Below are 17,175 nucleotides of genomic sequence, written 5' to 3' on the forward strand. Positions count from 1 at the left end.
CAAAAAAAGACCCGAATTAAAGTCAGTATATCTTATTACGCGATCGCCCAAAAAACATTGAATTTTAATTCAAATTTATCCCTTCACAGGCAAAACGATCGCAAACTCAGTCCCCATTCCTAGCTCTCCATTCACCTCGATGCTTCCGCCATGTTTCTCTACCGCAATCTGGTGGACAATTGCCAACCCCAATCCAGTTCCTTTTCCGACACCTTTCGTCGTGAACAAATGGTCAAATATCTGCTGTTTAACTTCCTCTTTTATCCCAGTGCCGTTATCAGCAATGTTTATTTTAATGTACCCTTCGCCGACTATATCCGTGCAAATCGTGATGCGGTTGGGATTGGCGGTAATTTCGCTAAAACTGCGTCCTATATTTGACTCTTCTAAGGCATCGATCGCATTGGCAAGCAGGTTCATGAAAACTTGATTCAATTGACCGGGAAAACATTCAATTTTAGGGAGATTGCCGTATTTAGTTATCACTTCGATCTGCGGGCGGTGTTCGTTTGCTTTGAGGCGGTGTTTCAAAATTAAAATAGCGCTATCAATGCCTTCGTGAATATTAAAAGGAACTTTGTAGTCTTTGTCGCCTCGCGAGAAGGTACGCAAACTATTGCTGATGCTGCAAATGCGCTCGCACCCAAGTTGCATTGAATCAATCATCTTCGGTAAATCTTCCAAAAGATAATCGAGGTCTATCTCTTCGGCGTGGTCTGCTATTTCCGATGGCGATGCAGCGGAGCGATACAATTCTAAGTGTCCTATAACATCTTCCAAACTCCTTTTACCTTCGCTTAAATTGCCAGAAATAAACCCAATCGGATTGTTAATTTCGTGGGCGACTCCGGCGACTAAATTGCCCAAAGCCGACATTTTTTCGTTTTGCACGAGTTGCAGTTGCGCTTGCTGTAAATCTTTTAAAGTTTGTTCTAGCTGTTGGTTTTGCTCTTGCAAAAGTTCCGCTGCTCGCTTGCGATCGGTGGCATCAACACCCAAACCAATAATCCCGATCGTCTCACCTTGGCAATTTTTTAGCTGCACTTTCGTGACTTCTAAATAGTGTAGTTTACCATCAACAAATCTGAGAGATTCGCTGGAGTAATGCGGCAAATCTTGGGCAAGGCAGGCGGCATCTGAAACCAGACACCCCGCTGCATCCTCTCCCAGTATATCTTTGTAATGCTCGACAGCTAGGAAAGCGCTCACAGGCACGCCCACATTTTGAGAAAAGGTTTTGTTCAAAAACTGTACTTTACCACTGGGATTCACCATCCAAATCCAAATCGGAGCGACATCAAGAATCGCTTGGAGCATTTTTTTCTGATCGGCAAGCTGAGCTTCGGTTCGGCTAATTTTTACTAGCGATCGCTCTAATTGTAGGTTGTAATCCTGATATTTTTTATAGAGCAGAGCATTTTGCAAACAGATGGCTGCCTGGGAACACAGGAGATTGAGAAGCTGCAGGCGATCGCGGGTAAAAACTCTTGCGGTTAAGCGATTTTCCAGATACAAAATGCCGACTAATTTGCCTCGATCAAGAATCGGCCAACACAACAGGCTCTGCGGTTGGTATTTGAGGATGTATGAATCGGAATCCCAATCACGTTGTTGAGCGAGATCCCGAACAATCACAGGTTTCAATAAATTTTTAACGCAGTCAACAATTTGGAGGGGCAAGATATCGCTGTTGTCATCGAGTTTTGCGGATGATAAGTCGATCGCCCACTCGGCTCCCGAATTGTCGAGCGTGCTAGTAGCCGCGATTTCCCATTGATTGCCGTTTGGCAAAATCAGCGCTCCTTTGCCAGCTCCTGTATTTTTCATCGCCAGTTGCATCAGTTTGGCAATCAGTCGATCGAGTTCTCTTTCACTAGAGAGGGCTTGACAAGCTTTTAGCAGTGTTGAAAAATTCCCGAAATCTGAGACACTCGCCGAAACAGACGGAGGAATGGATGGATGAATGGATGGATGAATGGATGGATGAAGCGATGGATTTTGCCCAGGTGTTGGAAAATTTGCTAATGGATTTGCAGGTAGTTTTGCGGGTTCTAAAATCGGTTTTAATAATTGAGGATAACGTTTTTCTAAGTCGTCAATTTTTGCTCTATCTCCCCAGCAGACATAGCAATCATAAGCATCTATCATGTAGATTCGGGCAATTTTTTCTCTTCCCAATGACAGGTAAAACTTAGCAGCGAGTTCGCAGGCAAGAGCTTCTTCATTGACATATTCGTTAGCTTTAGCTCCGGTAATAGCTCGATCATACAGTTCCATTGCTTCTGCTGTCTGTCCCAAAACCCCCAGCAATTCCGCCTCAACCAGATCGAACTTGTGTTGGTAATTGATCGGCGTATGGTGCGCGAATTCTTTGAGTTTTTTCTGACTAGCACCAACGCGCTTAAGGATTTGTTGGCGCTCCGCCGGTGCGGCATCTGCATAGATTGCCAAATCTGCCAGCGCATCATAAAAGTCGTGCATCATCGTTACTAGCATCAAAACACAATTCCCAAGATAAGGTTTGCCTCCATTTCCCCTGTCGCTTGGCTACGGATTACGGCTCGAATATATCCCGAATCCGTGGCCTCTTTTTGCTAAATTATTTATACACCTCCATCTGGCAGGTAACAGTCAAGATTAATTCAAAGATTGGAAGGTTTAATGTATTTGTAAATAACCGGTCTGTGTTCAAGTTCGTCGAGAATGTCTGTTTGGTTGAGGAGTATTTCTCCCGATGCAATTAACGGTTGCTAATGCAACTTTTTTGGATTGTAGTAGCACCGCGTCCCAGAAATCCTCGGCCACAACGAGGTAGGTTTGAGAATTTTAGCAGCTATCGATCAGTCTTTCTCGCGCACGAACCGATCGATAGCCGATCGAGAATCTGTGTACAATTGCGCGATCGGGCGATATCCCGGCATCACCGCAGTCAAATCTACTACATCTACTGTTGCGTCCATATCGGCTGACCTCAACTCCGACATTAGCTTGACAAAACTTAGTGTATCTATCTTAGGGCATAAACCGCATAATTTTTGTTTGAGCGCCAGATCGAAAATTCCAATTATCTGTTAAGGAACAACATTTTATACTTTGGCGATCGGGATTAAAGCTTTTTACTTACGTATAAGTTTCTCCTGTTAATCTCAAATGCGATGACAATGAACGCGAAATACCGTATAAACACCGCAGTATCCTGTCTTGAAAAATACAATGGGTAATTAATTGAATTTAATATAGCTCGATCGCCTAAATTTCCGCTACGCCGATAAAAAAGTGAGTACCTTAAAAAGTTTAAATACAATCTATAGAGATCATAAAGAATCCGTCGTGAAAGGAGGGGCACTCCAGTCCCCCCTAGAAAAGCACAGGGTCGTTGCATTGTGGTGAAACTCCCCCTCTACTCTGCTTCCTGCCTAATAGCCCTCCCAGGGGTTAAAACCAAATCAAATAGTAATAGGCAGTAGTCTTCATCTGACCGAAACCATCCAGGATACAAGCCCCCGGAGTCATTCCGAAAGCAGACTCAGGAACCAGAAATAAAAAACCTGTATCCGATGAAACTTGCCCCCCGAATTTATCCGTGGGGTCAATGTTAAAATCTAAAATCTAAAATCTAAAATCTAAAATCGATTGACTTTACCTTGATTCCGACAGGGGTTAAAACCACTGTCGGAATCAAGCTTCCACAAAAGGAAACAGCCTTATTTGAGATTATTCGTCTGTCGCTCTTTCTGGGCCTCGTTGAGTTCAGTCAATATCTCCATTCACTTTCTAGAAAATATTGTCTGAGGCATCTTGAGCGTTCTATCTTGCATCTCGTGCTGCATCATTGATATTTTCTTGGCCACCGCTGGTACCATATCTCAGAGACTCAGTACCCTCTGATACTCTTTCTTTTGCTCCCTGGGTGGCTTCTTTAACAATTTCTTTTGCTCCCTGCAAGCCTTCGCGAGTGTTTTCTTTAAGATTAGAAATGCCTTGTTTGGTCTTGTCGCCAAAGTTATCAGCTTTGCGCTGGGCGGTGCGAGCATCCTCCTTCACCTTTTCACCAGCTTGGCCGAGTTTGTCAGGGGCGTCATCCGCTACCCGCCGTACATTTTCCCCTACATTGTTGCTAGATTTCGTGTCAATGCGGTGCTGCGCTTGCTCTTTGAGAAGCTCAGCTTTTGCTTCTGTTGTTGTCATCTTTTTGTTTCTGGGATCGACATCGGGGTAGTCGTTCATGCCGCCTTTGTATTCGGAAGTTACAGCCCCGGTCGGCACTTCTTCTCTAATTTGGTCGGCAGTTTTTCCTTTTCCTGTCATGACATCAGTTTTTCCTGCCATAATATCAGGGGCGCTGCTGCAGGCCGTACTCACAAATACTAAAATGCCAGCCAGAAACACTGTTAAGATTTGTACAGCTCGAATTTTTTTCACAAATGCAGTTAGTCTGTTCATAAAAATGCTCCTTTCTATTGTTAGATGCTCAAATGCCTTGTGGCTTTCTAGATGTTTAGCATTACCAAATTAGACACTTAAACACTTTTTTAAGTATACGAATAGAAACCGTAGCTTTTCATCTATCCCAAGTTACATTCCTTAAGTTATAGAAGAAGGAAGAAGGAAGAAGGTAGAAGGTAGAACGAAGAAGGTAGAACGAAGAAGGTAGAACGAAGAAGGCTCTTCGGCTTTGCGAGCGGATAGAAATCAGCAACCAGAAAGAAGTAATGGATAATCCTCCATCTTCTACCAATTATTAAAAGTCGCAGCACCCCGCACCGGACAAGGCAATGTCGTTTCCCTAGATAGCTGTTTGGTTCTCCATGCGCGCACTATGTTGAAATTTTGTGCGTGTTCGGCTCAAAAAAAACCTTCTAGTCAGGAACTAGAAGGAAGGTGGTGTATGATCTCAAGTACAACAAGGTCTTTAATCGCAATTGTGGCGGCCTATCCCGATCGCACACATCTGTCTAATGGCTGAAAGTATGTGCATACTTACTAAGCATTTTGAATTGCTGTTTTTAAACTCTTGCAGAATTCGCCTATCGCCTCTAAACCCTGTTCTGGAGTGCCTTCAGCCAAGCGTTTCACAAAAGCACTGCCAACAATCGCAGCATCTGCACCCCATTCTTTCACTTGGCGAGCGTGTTCGGGTTTCGATATACCAAACCCGACGCCGATGGGTTTGTCGGTGACGGTGCGAAGTTCTTGCAGCAACTCTTTTGCTCTCGTTTCTAAGCCTTCGCGTACTCCCGTAACCCCCGTCACACTGACTAAGTAAATAAATCCTTGAGACTGACGAGCGATCGCTTCTATACGACTTTTGGGACTGGTGGGAGCAACTAATAATGTTAGTTCAATCCCTAATTTGTTGGCAGGTTGGATGAGACTGTCGGCTTCTTCTAATGGCAAGTCTGGTACAACCAATCCCTGAACTCCGGCACTTTTGATTTGCTGCAAGAAGGTTTCTATACCTCGGTACAAAATCGGGTTGTAGTATGTGAAGAGAATGATGGGCGATCGCAAATTCGGACTAACTTTCGCTACCATTTCCAGCACCGCATCTAACGTCGTTCCCCGCTGTAGAGCCCTTGTAGCAGCGGCTTGAATCACCGGCCCGTCAGCTAGCGGGTCAGAATAGGGAACGCCAAGCTCGATCGCGTCTGCACCGTTATCATCCAAAATTTGCAGTGCTTTAGCCGTTGTCTCCAAGTCTGGGTCGCCTGCAGTAATAAAAGGAATCAATGCACATTGGTTGCTTTTTCGCAACGTTTCAAAACAATTAGAAATAGTCATTAGTTATTAGTCATCAGTCATTGGTCATTAGTCATTAGTTATTAGTCATCAGTCATTGGTCATTAGTCATTAGTCAGCGGTCATTAGTCAGCAATCATTACTTTGCGGTCTATATTCATCTTCCTTAGCTTTTAGTCCGCAGCCATTATTTCACAGTTTATTGCTAATGACTAATAACTAATAACTAATGACAGAGGACTATTGACTAATTATCTTTTTCCTGCTCAATTTCGGCTTGAAGTTTGGCTAATTCTTCAGGAGTGAGTTCATCGAGCTGCTTCTGCAAGACAGCTTCTTTGTAGTCTTGCAATTGCTGGCTGTAGGTCATATTTTGAGTCAGTGCTCGAAATAAATAAGTCACCAGCCAGCCAATCAAGCCGGCGACCAAAAATAACTGACTCCAAATCCCTGCATTCATGCTGTCGAGTCCGGCAAATTGCAGTAGCAAGTAGACAAACCCACCTGCTACAAAAAAGCCGACACTGATTCCAACTACGTCAATACGTCGCATTTAGGCTTCTATCTGCCGCCGTTTGGGCCGAAAATTCAAAAACGGAGCTAGGAGAAACATACCTGGGAAGAAGAAGAACATCAAGAAGTACATGAAGCCGCGCTCAAAAGAGGTAGCGACGTACCAGCGGCTGTTCAGGTAAGCGTAGGTGGCAGCGGGTACTACCAGGAGGTAGGCTCCTGCCAAGACGGCGTAAAGCAGTAAGGTAATATACATAGATTTGCTTTAGGGGAATAATAACACGGATAAGTCGGTTGACACGCTCCGTTAGCTGGTTAACTATTGTACCGCTTGGGGAGATCCAGCGCGACTTTTGGGAATTTTTTGATTAGGGGTTGCGTAAATTGGGGTTTTGGCTGTAGAATAAAAGGCTGTTGCTGTTAGTGGCTCAAAACCACAGCAGCTTGACCAAAGGGGGGCGTGGCGGAATGGTAGACGCTACGGACTTAAAATCCGTTGACCCGAAACGGTCGTGTGGGTTCAAGTCCCTCCGCCCCCATCCATTTCAATCGTTTGTGATTCAACGGTTGCAGATTTCTTGTCACCAAGAGTTCTGTTTTCCGCTCAATTTTCGCGCTAATGGTTTTCTGCTATGTCCAAAAGCGCCTCTATATCTGCCCAGTTCGCCCCCGACTTTTTAAGTCGGGTCTTAAACTGGTTGAGCAAATCGGCTGGTTTGGGAAATTCTGGGACGGTTGGAACCGATTTTTTATGTTCATCCCGATCGCCCCGCGTGATATTACGCAGCAACTGGCAAAGTAATCACAAATTCCGTGCCCTGTCCTATTTGAGAATTTACCTCAATTTTGCCTTGATGCTTGGCAAGGATTTGATAGGAAATAGCCAATCCTAATCCAGTACCTTTGCCGATCGACTTTGTAGTAAAAAATGGGTCAAATATCTGTTGGGCACAGGCTGCTGCCATTCCCGGCCCGTTATCCCGAATCTTGACGGTGACAGTATTGTCAGCCGTAATTTCCGTGCTCACCCAAATTGTTGGCGAATAGCCTTTGTCTTCCTTTTTCACCTCCTCCAGCGCATCTATTGCATTACTAATAATATTCATAAATACTTGATTCAGTTGGGCGGGATAGCATTCAACCGCAGGCAATTTGCCGTATTGTTTAATAACTTTAATACCTTGTTTGAGCCGATGATTGAGAATGACGAGGGTGCTATCTATTCCTTCGTGAATGTCGGCTGATTTCATTGTTCCGTCGTCCGATCGCGAAAAATTCCGCATGGATACGACAATTTCGCGAATGCGATCGGCTCCCATTTTCATCGAAGATAGGGTTTTTGGTAAATCTTCTCTGAGAAATTCCAGTTCAATGTCTTCGATGCGCTCTAGAATAGCATCTGGTGGGTTGGGATAATATTCTTGATAGAGAGTTACCAAATCTGCCAAATCTTGGATGTATTGGTTGGCATAGTCAATGTTGCCGCCGATGAAGTTGACGGGATTATTGATTTCGTGGGCTATCCCTGCAACCATTTGACCGAGAGATGACATTTTTTCGGTCTGAATTAATTGGGATTGAGTTTGTTTGAGTTCTTGTGTATATTCGCTAACTCGCTGAATCAATTGATTGAAAGACGCCGCTAAAACTCCGATTTCGTCGTCTGTTGTCACTGGTACTTGCAGGTTGAAGTTCGATTCGCGAGTGACTTGCTGAGCGACATTAGTAAGGGTTTCTAAGGGTTCGCCGATCGCGCGGCTGGTTTTGTCCGCTAGCGTAGCGGCGATGAGTGCTGAAATTAGCATACTCCCCAGAATAATTCGGTTTCGCAAACTTCCAGCTTCTTCTAATGCTTGGGTTCCTTGCTGTTTGTTAAGTTCTACTGTAGAAATTAGGTCAGTTAAACTTTGAGCAAGGTTCTCTAGTACGATCGCCTCTTGACCGCTGCTAGTCCTCAACATTTGTAGCTGTGCGGACTCAATGCTGCTGGGTGGCAAGTTCCCAACATCCGCTTCTTTTAACTGCAATTTAATTAGCTTACCGTAGTAATCAATGACGAGGGCAGATTTCTTCAATATAGCGTGCAATTCTGCCTCTTCTGTTGCTAGTCTCTTGGGATGTTCTCGTGCGAAAGATTCAATTTCTGAAATCAGGATTTTCGCCTGATTGATTTGCCCGAAAAACCGCTCTTGTTCGTATTTCAGCGCCACAGTGTTTCCCAAAACGACTGGCAATCTCGCCGCGCGCGATCGGGCTTCAAATACAGTATTTTGCAAATTTTGCAGCAGTTGCTGCTGCTGCCCAGCAACATTCACCTGAACTAAAGCTTGCTTGCGGAAGTAGTCTCCCAATTTCATTCCCGCACCAGTCCCCAAAATCGCTATGCCGATAGCTAAAGCATAACCGTAGCTAATTTTTTGGCTGATTCGCAAATGGTTGCATCCTCGCTTTAGACCTGTTAGATTAATATTTGAAGTCGGTAACAATTTTTTTTGAGCATAGTGCTCTTGCTCTACTTTGCTATTTTTAGACTGACTGTGGTTAAATAATAACATTGGAAGTTCCTCCCAAACAAATCAGGAGTAATTGAGCGAAGAAAAGCAGAATGCACTTATGCTGAAGGCGGAAAGCAGTTTTGAGTTTTTAATTTGGAATTTGGAAATCTTTAACTCAAAACTTAACTCTTCCCCTAGTATCTCTGTTTTTATACTAGAGTGTTTGTGATCTATATCAACTATTTATGTGATTATACGCAGATTTACAACATTTATGGTAACAACGATTAGTATTTTTAGTCAGTTGGGACACAAGGCCCAACTACGGGTTCTCCCCGTTTTTCTTTTTCTGCCAGTTCTAGGTTTAGTTCCAGCACTTTTGCTAAAATATCGTCGCTGTCAGTAAATCCGTAAGCTGCATTACATTCGCGATCGAGCTTAGCATGAAGTTTATAAAGTTGACTTGTTGGCTCATTAAAAAATTTATTGTAAAGTTGAGTAATTCCCCACTGCTTTGCTGACATTTGTTGAGTGCGGTATTGATGCAATTCGACCGCCGTTGCCCGAACTTGCTCTACTGATTGACAAGTCGGTGTCTGGGGAAATGGGAAAGTTTCAAAGCAGGTATTGTGGGTGTATGCGATATCTCCTTTGAGAGTTGATTTTTGAGCGTGCATCCAAATTCGGTGAATTTTCGATGTTAGGATGCCAAAAACATAAAAATCATCAGAGGCAACGACTTTAGTTTTATTTCCGGGCAGCCATTCACAAGAGCAAGGAACGAAAACAGCCCATTTGGATACCTCTGGAACTGCAAAGTAGTGAGATAAAGGGGCGATCGCCTTTCTCATTGCTGGTCGTTTTTCGCCATATTTCCACCAATTAACTTTAGTTACTTCTCTTCGGTTTTTATCACGTTCTAGCTTGACATGAGCTTTCACATACTCAAAAGGCAGCACATATTCACTCGCTTCTTCAATGTTCATATCATTGAAGTCAATAATCCAGCGTTCCGGCATACCGTTAGGATTCTTTGCTAGATTTGCACCCATTGAAAAAAGTTTAAGAACCTCTTTATTTTTCGCATCAGCTTTAATCCAATCATTAACCTGTTGTTGAGTAACGATAAATCCCATTCCCACTGGAATTATACCTTGAAAGCATTTGTTTGAGTTCGCTGACAACCGGGCAGATTGAGAAACATCAAGCGTAGCTTGCAGGGAAGAGTTGATACTAGAAACCGCGAGGTTATCTAAATAATAAACTTTCGGCTTTTCCTTGCTCCAGTTAATCAAACTCACATGAACCTTAGCTTCACCCGACCAAGGCTGAGTAGAAACGGCTGCATAAATGTGACCGCCATTTTGCGCGACATAATCTAAAGCAGCAGTACGACTTTTACCTTGACTAATTGAATTAGTAGCAACTAAACCAGCCCTGCCATTTAGTTCTAAATTATTGTGAGCTATGCGAAACCAATAAGCACAAAAATCCACCGAATCTTTCACATCAGGAAAGCGTTTAAACACGCGGTCAATATATTCATCTCCCAGGGCAATCCTCATGTGCTTTCCGCCTAAAAACGGAGGATTCCCGATAATCGCGTCAGCCTTCACCCAATCAGTAAATAAAGCATCCTTACAGACAATATTTTTATCCAAAGTGTCTAAAGGCAGAGAAGGTTCTTTCAATCCTAAATTATCGATCGCCACCTTGCGGCCAATCATCAACGTCACCCGCGCCAACTCCACCGCAAACGAGTTAATATCCATGCCGTAAAATTGCTGCGGCGTGACTAAATTCATATAACCTCTTGTACCGTCGAACTCGTTTAGCTTATCTAAAAGTAACTTTTCAACTTGCTTGAGTTCCTGATAAGCTACATAAAGAAAATTACCCGAACCGCAAGCCGGATCTAGGACGCGATAGCGACCTAATTCTTGGTGCAAATTTTGCAGTTTGGCTACGGTATTTGCCGCGTTAATTCGCTCTTCCCAGTAATAGCTAATTGTGGGCAGAACAATGCGGCGAATGTCTCCCTCAGTAGTAAAGTGAATCCCGTAGGCGCGGCGCTGTTTTTTATCTGTTTTCAAAGCCGATTCAAAGATATTGCCAAAAATAGAAGGGCGTACCTGACTCCAGTTTTGTTCGGCACAAACTTCTAATATTTTCAACTCTCCCTGTTGCAGTTCAATGGGGTGTATTTCCGAAAATAATCCGCCGTTGAAATACTCGACTCCTTCATAACGTCCTTCCGGCGTGACTCCCTGCTGATTCATTGCTTGAAATAAGCCGCCCAAGACATCATAAGAACTTGCTCCTTCTAGGCAATCTTTGACGCAGCGAGTAAAGAGTGCCGACGGCAAAAGTCCCCTATCTTCGGCAAACATTGCTAAGACGCATTGCAACACAAATCGCTGTGCTTGAAACTGATTAAATTTAGCAAATTTGCGCTCTTTGCCGCGCTCGATTAGCATTTCCAGCAGCATCCCCATTCTGCTAGCAGCTTTTTCGGTAATCTCGACTTGGTTGTTTTTGAATATGGGGCGGCGGCTAGTAGATTCCATGAAGGCAAAAGCGGGCGATCGCGCGGGCAATTGCTTTAGGGATATAATGTCTACAGGCTGATCCGGCTGAAGGTCGAAATCGTAAATGTGAAACTCGTCAAAATTGCACATCATCACGTAGCGCGGGCGATCGTCTTTTTTGAGGCGAATATAATAGCGTTCTGTTTGCGTGCGGTGTTCTCTTTTAGTCAAATCTTCACCGCGCTTTTTCATTTCAATCAAAACGTGCTTTTTCCACACCAAATCAGCAAATCCCATTTGACCTTTTTTGCTGCTTTTTTCTATGCGTTCCTCATAGGCTGCGCCTGCTTCTAATGCCCCATCGTGGCCGAAAGCCCGAAAGAAGCGGTCTAAAAATACCTGTGCTTGTCCTTTTTCATCGCCTGTAATGTGTTGTTGGCAGTAGGTAACGAATTTTTGGAGGCTTTCAGGGGTGGCTGGCATGGGAGGATAATTTAAAACGCATATTAATTAGTATAATCTGCTATCTTGTATTATGGTTATCTTATGTCATAGACCGCCAGGGAATGAATTCCCTGGCGGAATGTTGGGTAGCGGGTAGTAATACCATATTGTTAATAATCTTTATTATTAAATCCTAAAAATCTGTGATTCAAAAATCGACTGAAACACCTACAAATAACATTCAAACTGGATGGCACGGCCGCCTAGATTTAGCCTACGCTAACCGCAGCGGTGCAACTCAAATCATTCATAATCAAATGCAAGCACCACTGAAGGTGCAGCGCCCGTTTTATCCTGAAGGGAAAGACGTTTGCCACAGCGTCATTTTGCACACGGCTGGAGGAGTTGTCGGGGGCGATCGACTTTCCAGCCATTTTCACCTCCAACCCAAGGCGAAAGCCTTGATTACCAGCGCCGCTGCTAGTAAAATCTATCGCAGCAGCGGACTAGAATCACAACAAAATATTGACATTCAGCTAGATACTGGTGCTAATTTAGAATGGCTGCCACAAGAAACTATAGTTTTTGACGGCGCAATATATCGGCAAAATTTGCGGGTAGAATTAGCACCAACAGCGAGGATTTTACTGTGGGAAATTACCAGATTTGGACGCAGTGCTAGGGGCGAAAAGTTATTGTCTGGAGAATGGATCTCGCACACCGAAATTTGGCAACAAAACAGCCCTTTATGGATTGACAGACAATTGCTCAAAGGAGGAGAAAAAATGCTCGAAAGTCCTCACGGCCTCGCAGGAAAACCCGTAGTTGCCACCCTCGCTTGGGTAGGCGAACCCGTAACCACAGAACTCGTGGAAAAAGTGCGAGATTTGCCATCTGAGGCAACAATTTCTCCTGGTAATTCCACCGTCGGCGTGACTCGTATTCCTAACGGTTTGCTGTGCCGATATCGCGGTACATCCACAGCCGCAGCGAGAGACTGGTTTGTCAGCATTTGGCACTTGCTGCGCTTATCTTTTTCAGAACGCCCTTGCTGTTTACCCAGAGTTTGGATAAAATAGGATGATCTTTGAGTTTCAATGTAGAGTTGCCCTGCTAACAAGATTATTCCTGTCTCTCTTTTCTGACTCTGCGCCCTCTGCGCCCTTTGCGGTTTAATCATTCAGAAACAACCGTAAACGATATCATCACCAAATAATGCGATCGCACTTACAAGAATAAAAATGCAACTCACCCCCCAAGAAAAAGACAAACTGCTGATTTTCACCGCCGCCCTAGTAGCAGAGCGCCGGAAACAAAGAGGTTTAAAATTAAACTATCCAGAAGCACTCGCATACATTTCCGCCGCCATTTTAGAAGGAGCGAGAGATGGCCTCACAGTCGCCGATTTAATGAGTTATGGAACAACTCTCCTGACGCGGGAAGATGTGATGGAAGGGATAGCAGAAATGGTGCATGAAGTCCAGGTTGAGGCGACTTTCCCCGACGGAACAAAGTTGGTAACAGTGCACGATCCGATCCGTTAAAAACTCAACCACAGATACTCAGAGGAGGAAAAAAATGATTCCCGGAGAAATGATTGTTTCAGCAGGCGAAATAGAATTAAATGCCGATCGCCCAACAGTGCGGTTGCTGGTAGGAAATAAAGGCGATCGACCCATTCAAATTGGTTCACACTATCACTTTTATGAGGCAAACGAAGCCTTAGAATTTAATCGAGAACAAGCAAAAGGAATGCGGTTGGATATCCCCGCAGGTACAGCAGTCAGATTTGAACCGGGAGATGAAAGGGAAGTGCAATTAGTGCCGTTTGTTGGTAGTCGTCAAGTCTACGGCTTTAATGGAAAAGTGAACGGTCATCTGGATGCTGAAGTATGAAGCCAGATGACCGTTCACGATTGTTGATTTGGGAATTTGAAACTTTTTAACTTAAAAGTCCTACCAGTTTCAAAACATAATGCAACTGTAGGCTCTCTCCACACTATCATAGTGATCACTCATCCCAATCCCAAATGGAAAATCGCAAATAGTATCATTTCCAGCCCTATGCCTGGAGAATGATAAAGTAAGATAAAAACTTTTTCTCTGCCTTCTGTATAAGTGCCTTCGGGCTTTTTTTGTTAGTTCAATCTCCTACTTTTGAGCGAGTTAAAATCTGCCGTTTGCGGTCTAATGTGGTTGTAAAAACTGCAAAGATATACAGCAAAAGTGCGTGATGAACCCAAAATTAGTTGACCAGATCAAACAGAAATTGAAGCAGAGCTTGCTGGCAACATCAAGGCGTGTCTGGAGAACCCCGTTAGACCGACGCACCAGTATCAAATTGTTAGATGACAGCATCGTTTATAAAAAGCAGCACCAACCTATCAATATACCCGCATTAACCTCTGTAAAAAAAGTGCCTTCTAGGTTTTTTGCCACGGAAAAAGCCGTGTCTTTTGACCCAGATTATGTGTGGAAGATTTCCCTGAATCAAAAAATAAATTCTCTAACTATTTGTACGTCGGGCAACACGCTGCTGAATAACAAGTTGCTTTTAGACTTGGATTTTCGGATTAGCGGTGCGGGCATTCTGGAATGGCCTTACAAACCTAACCAAATTATCTATCCCCTTGTAGTGGCTCCTTGGTCGCACTTGTGGTGCAGTTATTATGATTTTATCATTTTTGTGCTGGCAAAACTTTGTCGAATTGAGGAGGCTTTAGGTAAGGAAATTTGGCAAGAAGCTAAAATTTGTTATCCTTTACGACATACAGATTTTGAGTTGGGCTTTATGACCAAACTCGGTATTCCTGAAAGTTCACTAATCGACACTCAGGCTAGAGATACGGGATATCATGCAGAAAGTGTGGTGGTGGGAAACAATCAAGACTGGTATTTTCCCAGTCCTTACGATATAGAGCTTTTGCGGAAAAAATTCTGTCTTAAGGAAAAGGTAAAGCCTTATAGAAAACTTTATCTGTCTAGAAGCGGCCGGCGCAAGGTTAAAAATGAAGTACAAGTGCGAGAGGTTTTGAAAGAGTTTGATTTTGAAATTTTGGAAGATATCTCGCGCAGTGTTGATGAACAAATTCGTCTGTTTGCAGAAGCGGCGGTGGTTGTCGGCCCTCACGGGGCAGGTTTTACAAATTTGCTGTGGTGTCAGCCGGGAACAAAAGTATTAGAATTCTTTTATGGAGGATACACTCCGCCATATTTCTATTACATTTGCCAGCTATTGGGATTAGAATACTCTCGCATGGTTGATGACAACAATGTAGCGGAAGATTGGAGTTTCATTGGCATGGATATGACGGTGGATGTGGAGATTTTAAAAAGGCAAATCCAGAAAATGATGGAGTAAATTTGCCCCTTTATACCATTGGTGATTTTCGATTGGCAAGAATTGATGCCTATCGGGGTTTTAAAGCTTGCCTAATGTTGTATTTTTTTTTACTGTTTCAGATTGACGAACTCGTCACATACTATAATTCAAGTAGGTCTAAACTGCCAACTAAAAATTTATTAATATTAGGAGTGAGCATGAGTTACAGAATGGATCGTCGCGCCTACGCGGAAACCTTCGGGCCGACTGTGGGCGATCACGTCCGGTTAGCCGATACAGAATTATTCATAGAAGTTGAAAAAGACTTCACAACCTACGGGGATGAAGTTAAATTTGGCGGTGGCAAAGTTATTCGCGACGGCATGGGACAATCGCCGATTTCTAATGCAGACGGCGCTGTTGACACGGTGATTACTAATGCTTTAATATTAGACTGGTGGGGAATTGTTAAAGCAGATGTTGGCATTAAAGACGGCAAAATTTACAAAATTGGTAAAGCCGGAAATCCTTATATTCAAGATAGGGTAGATATTATTATCGGGCCTGGTACTGAAGTAATTGCGGGCGAAGGAATGATTCTCACCGCTGGGGGAATTGACACTCACATTCACTTTATTTGTCCGCAGCAAATTGAAGTGGCGATCGCCTCTGGAATCACGACAATGATCGGCGGCGGCACAGGCCCTGCAACGGGTACAAACGCCACAACTTGTACTCCGGGGCCTTGGCATATGTACAGGATGCTGCAAGCTGCTGACGCTTTCCCCGTAAATCTAGGGTTTTTAGGTAAAGGAAATAGCAGTCAACCCCAAGGATTAGTCGAACAAATCTTTGCCGGTGCAATGGGTTTGAAACTCCACGAAGATTGGGGAACTACACCAGCAACGATCGACACTTGTTTGAGTGTAGCTGACGAGTACGACGTGCAAGTTGCAATTCACACGGATACTCTCAATGAAGCAGGATTTGTGGAAGCTACAATTGCGGCTTTTAAGAATCGAGCTATTCATACTTACCACACCGAAGGTGCAGGCGGCGGACACGCACCGGATATTATTAAAGTGTGCGGACAAGCTAATGTTTTGCCCTCGTCAACTAACCCGACTCGCCCTTACACTGTCAATACTTTAGAAGAACATTTAGATATGTTGATGGTTTGCCACCATTTGGATCGAGGCATTCCTGAAGATGTGGCTTTTGCTGAATCGAGAATTAGAAGGGAAACTATTGCTGCTGAGGATATTCTCCACGATTTAGGTGCGTTTAGTATGATTTCTTCTGATTCTCAGGCGATGGGAAGAGTTGGAGAGGTGATTATTCGGACTTGGCAAACGGCTCATAAAATGAAGGTTCAAAGGGGGATTTTACCCCCCCTAACCCCCCCTTACCAAGGGGGGGAACCAGAGGGAGAAAATGACAATTTTCGGGTGAAGCGGTACATTGCGAAATATACAATTAATCCGGCGATTACTCACGGAATTAGTCAGTATGTCGGTTCAGTAGAAGAGGGGAAATTGGCGGATTTGTGTTTGTGGCGGCCGGCTTTTTTTGGGGTGAAACCGGAACTGGTAATTAAAGGAGGGGCGATCGCCTATGGGCAGATGGGAGATGCTAACGCCAGCATTCCGACGCCGCAACCGGTGCATATGCGGCCGATGTTTGGCAGCTTTGGCGGTGCGATTGGGGCGACTTGTCTGACGTTTGTTTCCCAAGCTGCGCGCGATCGAGATATTGCCGCACAGCTCGGTTTGCAAAAGCCCACTGTAGCAGTTTCTGGGACGCGACAAATTAGCAAAAGAGACATGAAACTCAACGATTATTTGCCACAAATGGAAGTCGATCCAGAAACTTATGAAGTCAGGGCGGATGGGGAATTGTTAACTTGCGAACCGGCAACTGTTTTGCCAATGGCGCAGCGATACTTTTTGTTTTAACTGATATCTTGCACCATTTTCAGCAACAGGCATCTTGCCTGTTGCTGAAAATGCTAATTGACAATGGTGCAATATCTCATTTTTAACCGATTATACAATCATGTAGATACTGTCTTGACCTGTCAAGGGGTAGCAGTCAAATAATTGGGGTCGAAAGGCTTTTGGGATTTTAAAATCCC

At 44.0% G+C, this 17,175-nt stretch carries 12 protein-coding genes and 1 tRNA gene; 6 read left to right on the forward strand and 7 right to left on the reverse strand.

Going from position 1 to position 17,175, the window contains the following annotated elements:
- Positions 1–75: 75 nt before the first annotated feature.
- The 5 genes from QUA36_RS24105 to ndhL form a co-directional block, all read right to left on the reverse strand.
- Positions 76–2,496, reverse strand: a complete 2,421-nt coding sequence (locus QUA36_RS24105; protein WP_333459347.1) for an ATP-binding protein — start codon at positions 2,494–2,496, stop codon at positions 76–78.
- Between the two features lie 1,311 nt (positions 2,497–3,807).
- Complete coding sequence (locus tag QUA36_RS24110; RefSeq protein WP_333158454.1) at positions 3,808–4,443, reverse strand: DUF6658 family protein; 636 nt, start codon at positions 4,441–4,443, stop codon at positions 3,808–3,810.
- Positions 4,444–4,983: 540 nt separating this feature from the next.
- Positions 4,984–5,781: a tryptophan synthase subunit alpha gene (gene trpA / locus QUA36_RS24115; RefSeq protein WP_333459340.1), complete on the reverse strand. Its 798-nt coding sequence runs from the start codon at positions 5,779–5,781 to the stop codon at positions 4,984–4,986.
- Positions 5,782–5,986: 205 nt separating this feature from the next.
- The gene (locus QUA36_RS24120; RefSeq protein ID WP_333158450.1) at positions 5,987–6,292 is read right to left on the reverse strand and encodes a DUF3007 family protein; all 306 of its coding nucleotides are present in this window, start codon (positions 6,290–6,292) and stop codon (positions 5,987–5,989) included.
- Complete coding sequence (gene ndhL, locus QUA36_RS24125; RefSeq protein WP_193972727.1) at positions 6,293–6,508, reverse strand: NAD(P)H-quinone oxidoreductase subunit L; 216 nt, start codon at positions 6,506–6,508, stop codon at positions 6,293–6,295. It abuts the gene before it with no gap.
- 198 nt (positions 6,509–6,706) lie between these two features.
- Here ndhL and QUA36_RS24130 point away from each other — a divergent pair.
- Positions 6,707–6,791: transfer RNA gene (locus QUA36_RS24130), tRNA-Leu, on the forward strand.
- A 240-nt stretch (positions 6,792–7,031) separates the two neighbouring features.
- Here QUA36_RS24130 and QUA36_RS24135 read toward each other — a convergent pair.
- Complete coding sequence (locus QUA36_RS24135; RefSeq protein ID WP_333459341.1) at positions 7,032–8,807, reverse strand: ATP-binding protein; 1,776 nt, start codon at positions 8,805–8,807, stop codon at positions 7,032–7,034.
- A 236-nt stretch (positions 8,808–9,043) separates the two neighbouring features.
- Positions 9,044–11,758, reverse strand: coding sequence for a DNA methyltransferase (locus QUA36_RS24140; protein ID WP_333459342.1), 2,715 nt, complete (start codon positions 11,756–11,758; stop codon positions 9,044–9,046).
- 164 nt (positions 11,759–11,922) lie between these two features.
- On the opposite strand from QUA36_RS24140, the gene QUA36_RS24145 reads away from it, so the two are divergent.
- The 5 genes from QUA36_RS24145 (at position 11,923) to ureC (ending at position 16,996) form a co-directional block, all read left to right on the forward strand.
- Complete coding sequence (locus tag QUA36_RS24145; RefSeq protein ID WP_333459343.1) at positions 11,923–12,798, forward strand: urease accessory protein UreD; 876 nt, start codon at positions 11,923–11,925, stop codon at positions 12,796–12,798.
- Positions 12,799–12,960: 162 nt separating this feature from the next.
- The gene (ureA, locus tag QUA36_RS24150) at positions 12,961–13,263 is read left to right on the forward strand and encodes an urease subunit gamma (protein WP_006635319.1); all 303 of its coding nucleotides are present in this window, start codon (positions 12,961–12,963) and stop codon (positions 13,261–13,263) included.
- A gap of 34 nt (positions 13,264–13,297) precedes the next feature.
- Positions 13,298–13,615 (forward strand): urease subunit beta, encoded by a 318-nt coding sequence (locus QUA36_RS24155; RefSeq protein ID WP_333158442.1) that lies wholly within the window; start codon positions 13,298–13,300, stop codon positions 13,613–13,615.
- A 337-nt stretch (positions 13,616–13,952) separates the two neighbouring features.
- Positions 13,953–15,080: a glycosyltransferase family 61 protein gene (locus QUA36_RS24160; RefSeq protein WP_333459344.1), complete on the forward strand. Its 1,128-nt coding sequence runs from the start codon at positions 13,953–13,955 to the stop codon at positions 15,078–15,080.
- A gap of 179 nt (positions 15,081–15,259) precedes the next feature.
- Positions 15,260–16,996: an urease subunit alpha gene (gene ureC / locus QUA36_RS24165; protein WP_333459345.1), complete on the forward strand. Its 1,737-nt coding sequence runs from the start codon at positions 15,260–15,262 to the stop codon at positions 16,994–16,996.
- The last annotated feature ends 179 nt before the right edge of the window (positions 16,997–17,175 follow it).

The organism is Microcoleus sp. Pol10D4 (assembly GCF_036701555.1).
In the GTDB taxonomy this organism is placed as follows: domain Bacteria; phylum Cyanobacteriota; class Cyanobacteriia; order Cyanobacteriales; family Microcoleaceae; genus Microcoleus.